Source organism: Streptomyces torulosus, assembly GCF_001419765.1.
GTDB lineage: Bacteria > Actinomycetota > Actinomycetes > Streptomycetales > Streptomycetaceae > Streptomyces > Streptomyces torulosus.
Genome location: NZ_LIRK01000531.1, coordinates 2,315 through 3,536 on the forward strand (window position 1 = coordinate 2,315; position 1,222 = coordinate 3,536).

Here is a 1,222-nt window from a genome sequence, read left to right on the forward strand (position 1 = left end):
TCCGTCGGGCGGCACCGAACCCGGCACCAGCCAGAGACGGCGGTGCACATGACCAATCCGCACCTTCAGGGGATCTGATGAATCAGGCTGCGAACGACGAGTTCACCGTCGTGTCGTGGAACGTCGAACACAACGGCACGGACGCTGACGGGTCCGACCACCGCTGGCATCTGGCGATGGACATCCTCACGGGACTCAGACCGCACGTGCTGCTCCGGCAGGAGCTGACGCGCGCAGACATGTACGGTCAGCGCATGGTCTGGGCGGAAGCCCGACGACTCGGCAACCACACCCCATTCCTCGCCAGCGCCACCAGGGAGTCCGCCAACCCGACCGGCGTCTACGTCGACCGAGATCTCTGCGACCCGGTCCAGTTCTTCGATCACCGCACCCTCATGTGGCACCCCGTGTGCAATCCGCTGGTGCAGCTCATGGACGCACCGACGCCCCTGAGCCTCGCGTCGATCCATCTGTGCTCCTGGGACCCGACGACGCGGGCCCGGGAAGCGAAGCGGCTGACCGTACTGAGGCGGCCGGGTATGGAAGCCATCTTCGGCGGCGACTGCAACAGCGAACCGCACCGACAGGACGACGAGACGGCGGAACCCACGGACTGGAGCCAGGTCGAGGACCGGGCGCTGTTCGAGGCCCGGACGATCGAGGTAGACGGCAGGCGCGTCACCGATACCGTGCCCGATGAGATCCTCGCCGGCGAGTACGACGGGCAGCCGCCCGTCTTCGTGGACCTGGCGCACTACGCCGCGACCGAACTCGGTCAGCAGGACGCCCTGCCCGCGACAGCCCCCCTGTGGCGCAAGGACCAGGGGCCGAGGCGGCGAATCGACCGCATCTATGCGACACCGCGGGTTGCCGAGGCCCTGACCCGGGTGGAGGTCATCGTCACCGACGAGGTGATCGAAGTCTCCGACCATGCGCCCCTTCTCGCCACGTTCAGCCGCTCCAAGCTGCGTCGCGCCCTGGACCGCGCGCCCGGCAAGGGGGCGGTCGCAGCATGAGCACTCAACTCACAGTGGTCTCATGGAACTTCGAGAACAACGGCGGCGGTGACTCAGCGAAGCGTCTCCAGGCGCACGAGAGGCTGGTGTCCCTGAACCCTCACCTCGTATTCCGTCAGGAAATGTGGGGTGCGGACGCCGACGGCAACGCGATCCTGTACGAGCTGGAGGGCATTCTCGGCCTGCGCGGCTGGCTGGGCCGAGAC

Annotated in this window: 1 protein-coding gene and 1 pseudogene; both read left to right on the forward strand. The window is 67.3% G+C overall.

Annotated elements, in window-relative coordinates; all coding sequences use genetic code 11:
- The first annotated feature begins 77 nt into the window (after positions 1-77).
- On the forward strand, positions 78-1,016 hold the full coding sequence (locus tag AOK23_RS32180) for an endonuclease/exonuclease/phosphatase family protein (RefSeq protein WP_055716086.1): 939 nt from the start codon (positions 78-80) through the stop codon (positions 1,014-1,016).
- A pseudogene (locus AOK23_RS32185) lies at positions 1,013-1,222 on the forward strand (endonuclease/exonuclease/phosphatase family protein); the annotation flags it as partial. The gene AOK23_RS32180 and the pseudogene AOK23_RS32185, both read left to right, overlap by 4 nt.